Origin of the sequence: Rickettsia sp. TH2014 (assembly GCF_019249195.1) — a bacterium.
In the GTDB taxonomy this organism is placed as follows: Bacteria; Pseudomonadota; Alphaproteobacteria; order Rickettsiales; family Rickettsiaceae; genus Rickettsia; species Rickettsia felis.
Map to the genome: position 1 here is coordinate 1 of NZ_MXAX01000118.1, position 5766 is coordinate 5766.

Here is a 5766-nt window from a genome sequence, read left to right on the forward strand (position 1 = left end):
TAAACTGCAATACGGAGGCACGACCACTTTTTTTAATCTCCACTCAACAACGCCTACGCGGGAATGACATATGACTATAATATTTTATAACATCGGAGGTTTCATTTTTATAGGAAAGTTAAATAAAATTCATGACCATAGACTTTTCATTTTATTAAAAAAGCTACCATCATTTTCTTTTTCATTTATGGATTCTTTTTTGAATTCTTCTAGTAGTTCACGTTGTCTTTTAGATAAATTTTTAGGTACTTCGACATGAATATGTGTAAGCATATCACCCCTAATAGTTGACCTCATTTTAGACATACCTTTGCTGCGTAGCCTTAATTGATCACCGTTTTGCGTGCCTGCCGGAATTGTTAAGTTGACTTTCCCACCTTCAATTACCGGTACTTCTATCTCTCCTCCAAGAGCAGCATTTACAAAACTAATAGGTAGTTTACAATGTAAATTTGCGCCGTCTACTTTATAAATATCATGTGGTTTTATTGCTATATCAACGTATAAATCACCGCTATTTCCGCCTCTAATACCCGCTTCTCCTTCTCCGGTATGTCTTATTCTAGTACCGTTTTCGACACCGGCAGGAATATTTACCGATAAATTTCGTTGCTTATGGTAACGTCCCATGCCATGACATTTCTTACAAGGATTTTTTATAATTTGTCCGTTACCTTGGCATTTGTGACAAGCTTGTTCGATCGTAAAGAACCCTTGCTGAATTCTAGTCGCTCCAACACCGCCGCAAGCATCACAAGTTGTTACGGTTTCACCTTTTTCAGAACCGCTGCCGTGACAAGTATCACATTTCACTTCGCTAGAAAAGCTGATATTTTTTTCTATACCGTGAAATGCTTCCCCTAGGTTAATTGTCAGATCATATTTTAAATCCGAACCTCTAGCCTTACTTGATGTAGGCTTTCTTCTACCACCTCCCATAAAGTCACTAAAGAAGTCGCCGAAAATATCGTTAATATCAGGATGAAAATCGCCGTGATTTCCTCCTCCCCCTCGTGACTGTTGATTTTGAAAAGTATCATGCCCAAAGCGGTCGTAAGCGGCTCTTTTCTGCTCGTCTTTTAGAACATCATAAGCACTCTTTATCTCTTTAAATTTCTTTTCAGCATCTTTAGCGTCAGTAGTATCAGGGTGATATTGCTTGGCTAGCTTAAGGTAGGCTTTTTTAAGATCAGCTTGGCTAGCTGTTTTACTAACGCCTAGTATTTGATAATAATCTTGTGACATAATTTAATTTATAAAATGAAATTGTAACATCATTGCGAGGAAAATTACATAGTAATTTGACGAAGCAATCTCAGGAGTTTGGCCCGAGATTGCCGCGTCGCTTCGCTCTTCGCAATGACGGGGGATGCCCACGCCCAATGACGAAATTACTTCTACTTCTTCTCTACCTCCTGAAAATCGGCATCTACTACTTTTCCATCGTTAGCAGTATTTTCTTCAGCAGGTTGGCTTTCGCTTTGCACTTTATACATTGCTTCACCGATTTTCATACTAGCTGCAGTTAAGCTCTCTGTCTTTTCTTTAATTAAAGCAGCATCTTCTGACTCAAGAACAGCTTTTAAAGCAGATAGTGCTTCTTCAGCAGCTCCTCTATCTTCTGATGATAATTTATCACCATACTCCGTAAGACTCTTTTCAGTAGAATAAACTAAACTATCGGCGGCATTTTTCGCTTCAATAAGTTCCTTACGCTTTTTATCTTCATCGGCATTCTGCTCAGCATCTTTAACCATTTGTTCGATTTCGGCATCGCTAAGACCACCGGAAGCCTGAATAGTTACTTTCTGCTCCTTACCGCTTGCTTTATCTTTAGCCGAAACATGCACTATTCCATTAACGTCAATATCAAATGTTACCTCTATTTGTGGAACACCTCTAGGCGACGGAGGTATGCCTTCAAGATTAAACTGACCAAGTAATTTATTACTAGCTGCCATTTCACGTTCACCTTGAAACACTCTAATAGTTACGGCATGCTGATTATCGTCAGCAGTTGAGAATACCTGACTTTTTTTAGTAGGTATAGTAGTATTACGATCGATTAATCTTGTAAATACGCCGCCAAGGGTTTCAATACCAAGGGATAGAGGCGTAACGTCTAATAATAATATGTCCGTTACTTCTTTGTTAAGTACTCCTCCTTGAATAGCAGCACCAAGTGCTACAACCTCATCAGGATTTACGCCTTTATGCGGTGCACGTCCAAAGAATTTCTCTACGGCTTCTTGTACTTTCGGCATTCTAGTCATGCCGCCGACAAGTACTACTTCCTGAATATCAGAAGCTTTTAAACCTGCATCCTTTAACGCTTTACGGCAAGGCTCAACAGTTTTTTCAATTAAATCATCTACTAATTTTTCGAGTTCTGCTCTAGTGAATTTAATATTTAAATGTTTTGGTCCTGTACTATCAGCTGTAATATAAGGTAAATTAATATCGGTAGTTACTGCGGAAGATAGCTCTTTTTTAGCCTTTTCTGTCGCTTCTTTCAAACGTTGAAGTGCTAAAGGATCATTACGTAAATCTATACCGCTTTCTTTTTTGAATACATCTATTAAATGGTTTAATATTCTTGTATCGAAATCTTCACCGCCAAGGAATGTGTCACCGTTTGTTGATTTTACTTCAAAAACACCATCGCCGATTTCAAGAATTGAAACATCGAATGTTCCGCCGCCAAGATCGTATACTGCAATAGTTTTACTTGCCGATTTATCAAAACCGTAAGCAAGAGCTGCGGCAGTCGGCTCGTTGATTATTCTAAGGACCTCAAGACCTGCTATTTTACCTGCATCTTTTGTTGCTTGACGCTGTGCATCATTAAAATAAGCAGGCACGGTAATTACTGCTTGTGTTACTTTTTCGCCTAAATAATTCTCTGCGGTTTCTTTCATTTTTTGTAAAATAAAGGCACTAATTTGGCTTGGTGAATATTTATTGTTATCCACTTCGACCCATGCGTCACCGTTATCGGCTTTAACTATATTATACGGTACGATATCTTGGTCTTTCTTAACCATAGGATCGGTGAAATTTCTACCGATTAATCGCTTTACCGCATATATAGTATCGCGAGGGTTGGTTACTGCTTGTCTCTTAGCAGACTGCCCGACTAATTTTTCGCCGTTTGCAAAAGCTATTATTGACGGCGTAGTTCTCTCGCCTTCTGAATTTTCTATTACTTTTGGCTCTTTACCTTCCATGACTGCAACACAAGAGTTGGTAGTCCCAAGGTCGATACCTATTACTTTTCCCATAAGATTCCTCGTTTTCTTTTTTTATTTTATTATGACTTTTTATTTGATATAGTGCGGCTTAAATGATTTTACAAGAGGTGAAAATGAAAAAACTACCGATTTTACTAAAACTTTTATTTATCATTAATTTAGTTTTCCTAAATAATATAGTTTTAGCATCTTCTGAAGCAAGCAGTGCTATATTTGAAAAAGCGAAGAAAGCAATCGTAACAATTGATACTAGAATTGCCGTATCTGCATATGATGATACAAGTAGTTGGACAGGAACGGGATTTATTAACGATAAGAACAACGGTTATATAATTACTAATACTCATGTTGTCGGCGGTGCGTCTATCGGAACTTATTTTGTTACTTTTTATAATGGCGAGCAGGCGGAAGCAAAACTTATCTATTACGATATTTGGCAAGATTATGCCGTTCTAAAAGTAGAGAGCAAAGATATACCGGCATCCGCTACACAAATAGCTTTCTCAAGCGAGTTGCCAAAATTAAATCAGAAGGTTTTCGTAGTCGGTAACACAGAGGCAAAAGGCTTTTCTTTCCATACCGGTTATTTGTCCGATCTTTATAATATTGAAGGTTTAATGCCGCAATGTACTTATGTTATTAATTTAAATAGTACCGGCGGTGCTAGCGGTTCACCGGTATTAAACGATAAAATTGAGGCTATAGGAGTATTATACGGCGGCGGTAAAACTCATTCTCTAGCACTGCACGGTGATTATGTAGCTCGCACCTTAGAAAGTTTAAAGAATAATAAACAACCAAACAGAAAGCATATAGGAATAATAAGCGAGTTATATTCTTTAAATAAAGCAGTTAGACATCATAATTTCCCTAAAGAAGAAATGGATAAATATATAAATAAGTTTCCTGACAGTAGAAATAGGGTGATAAGCGTTAAGGCAGTTTTAGCCGGTTCGCCTGCTGAAAAATCTTTAAAAGCCGGTGATATTATTTGGGCAGTAAATGATAAGGAACTCGGCGGCAATCTAGCATTATTTGATAGAGAAATGGATAATTTTAAAGGAATAGCTATTAAACTTACTATATTTCGTGACGGCAAAAAGTTAGAGCAGTCAGTGGATTTATATGATGTGAACAATAATAAAATCTCTAAAATGATAAATTTCGGCGGTGCAGTATTTTTTGAAGTCGATGATTATTTTAGTAATAAATCAGGCATTCCACTTAAAGCTTTAAGTATAGCTTCCGTTCAATCCGGTAGTAGTTTCAGCTCTATACCGACATTCTTTACCAAAGATTATAAAAATGTTTATAGATTACAAATTTTTGAGATGAAAGATTTGGCTTTAAGTAATCTTGATGATTTGGTGAAATTCTTACCTGCTATTACTAAAGAGAAATTTATAACGGTTAGATTTAAAAATTATCAACCTTATTACGCTAATTTCGGTTATAACGAACTTATCTCATCACATGATGATATGATTGCCGATGTAACCTTGGATTCTATAGATACCAAGCCTTATATATTAAAGTATAATACTGTTTCTCATGATTGGGATATGGAAAATATAAAACTTCAGTAACTAATCGATTGTGATAAATTAACAATTCTTAATCAATTAAGTTGCAATCAATTCAACTCGGTTTGTTGCGTTATTATTCCTAAATTTATAATCTTAATTTTAGGAGAATTGCAAATTGGCTCAGTGTTGTTCACTATACTATAATATTCCTACGTGGATACTAAAGTCGTCATTGCGAGCAGCCATAGGCTGCGTGGCAATCTCATGAATAATAACAAATTCCTGAGATTGCTTCGTCAAATTACTATATAATTTTCCTCGCAATGGCGGGGTGGTATCCATGTGGGCAATGGCATCAATCCACCACTAATTCACAATCCCTTCTAAAATAATTAATAACTTATAAATTTAGGAAAATTAATGAGAAAACAAAAAATACCTACTTTATCTACATCAGTTTTAAGTCAATATAAAACTCCAAGCCTAGATTCCCCCGATTCAGAGAGAGAAATGAAACCTGCATCGGTAAAGAGTGATATAGAAGAGCTGGAAGTGTGATTTAAAGATAAAACAAAAAGCGGCATAAAAGCTTTTAATAGTGCATTAAAGGTATGTATTGAAAATAATCCCACTGCCTTATTACATGAAGCGGCTGAGCATGGTAAAAAAGATTTAGTAATAGAGATATTAAAATTAAATCCAGATTCTATAAATTCTAGTACCCCTCAAGGCTTATCGGTCTTACATTCAGCAATTGCAGGGGTTGATAATAATAAAGAAATTATTGAAATCCTATTACAGGCGAAACCTACTTTAGTAATACAAAAAGATGCTTCAGGTCTTACTCCGTCATTTTATAACACTAATAAAGAAATAAGGTCATGCCTCCATATTGCAGTTACGCCTATTAAAAAGCTATACGNNCAATAAGAGTACCAATAACCTTATCATGAATATCCAATGTAATAGTTGAGATTTAATCTTACATT

Annotated in this window: 6 protein-coding genes; 3 read left to right on the forward strand and 3 right to left on the reverse strand. The window is 36.2% G+C overall.

All coding sequences use genetic code 11. The features are described 5' to 3' along the window. Window positions 1-129 precede the first annotated feature (129 nt). The gene (gene dnaJ / locus KYQ89_RS02210) at window positions 130-1245 is read right to left on the reverse strand and encodes a molecular chaperone DnaJ (RefSeq protein ID WP_218460221.1); all 1116 of its coding nucleotides are present in this window, start codon (window positions 1243-1245) and stop codon (window positions 130-132) included. Window positions 1246-1397: 152 nt separating this feature from the next. Continuing rightward, window positions 1398-3281 (reverse strand): molecular chaperone DnaK, encoded by a 1884-nt coding sequence (gene dnaK / locus KYQ89_RS02215; RefSeq protein ID WP_218460222.1) that lies wholly within the window; start codon window positions 3279-3281, stop codon window positions 1398-1400. A gap of 62 nt (window positions 3282-3343) precedes the next feature. On the opposite strand from dnaK, the gene KYQ89_RS02220 reads away from it, so the two are divergent. Continuing rightward, window positions 3344-4837: a S1C family serine protease gene (locus tag KYQ89_RS02220; protein WP_218460223.1), complete on the forward strand. Its 1494-nt coding sequence runs from the start codon at window positions 3344-3346 to the stop codon at window positions 4835-4837. A gap of 138 nt (window positions 4838-4975) precedes the next feature. Here KYQ89_RS02220 and KYQ89_RS02225 read toward each other — a convergent pair whose 3' ends face one another. Further along, complete coding sequence (locus tag KYQ89_RS02225; RefSeq protein WP_218460224.1) at window positions 4976-5119, reverse strand: hypothetical protein; 144 nt, start codon at window positions 5117-5119, stop codon at window positions 4976-4978. 78 nt (window positions 5120-5197) lie between these two features. On the opposite strand from KYQ89_RS02225, the gene KYQ89_RS02230 reads away from it, so the two are divergent. Further along, window positions 5198-5335: an ankryin gene (locus KYQ89_RS02230; RefSeq protein ID WP_218460225.1), complete on the forward strand. Its 138-nt coding sequence runs from the start codon at window positions 5198-5200 to the stop codon at window positions 5333-5335. 57 nt (window positions 5336-5392) lie between these two features. Further along, window positions 5393-5707 (forward strand): ankyrin repeat domain-containing protein, encoded by a 315-nt coding sequence (locus tag KYQ89_RS08210; protein ID WP_371920391.1) that lies wholly within the window; start codon window positions 5393-5395, stop codon window positions 5705-5707. Window positions 5708-5766: the final 59 nt, after the last annotated feature.

Bases quoted from the DNA above. Each gene is read 5' to 3' on its own strand.
- KYQ89_RS02220 (WP_218460223.1), top strand. From the start codon at position 3,344: ATGATTTTACAAGAGGTGAAAATGAAAAAACTACCGATTTTACTAAAA.
- KYQ89_RS02225 (WP_218460224.1), bottom strand. From the start codon at position 5,119: ATGGATACCACCCCGCCATTGCGAGGAAAATTATATAGTAATTTGACG.
- dnaJ (WP_218460221.1), bottom strand. From the start codon at position 1,245: ATGTCACAAGATTATTATCAAATACTAGGCGTTAGTAAAACAGCTAGC.
- KYQ89_RS02230 (WP_218460225.1), top strand. From the start codon at position 5,198: ATGAGAAAACAAAAAATACCTACTTTATCTACATCAGTTTTAAGTCAA.
- dnaK (WP_218460222.1), bottom strand. From the start codon at position 3,281: ATGGGAAAAGTAATAGGTATCGACCTTGGGACTACCAACTCTTGTGTT.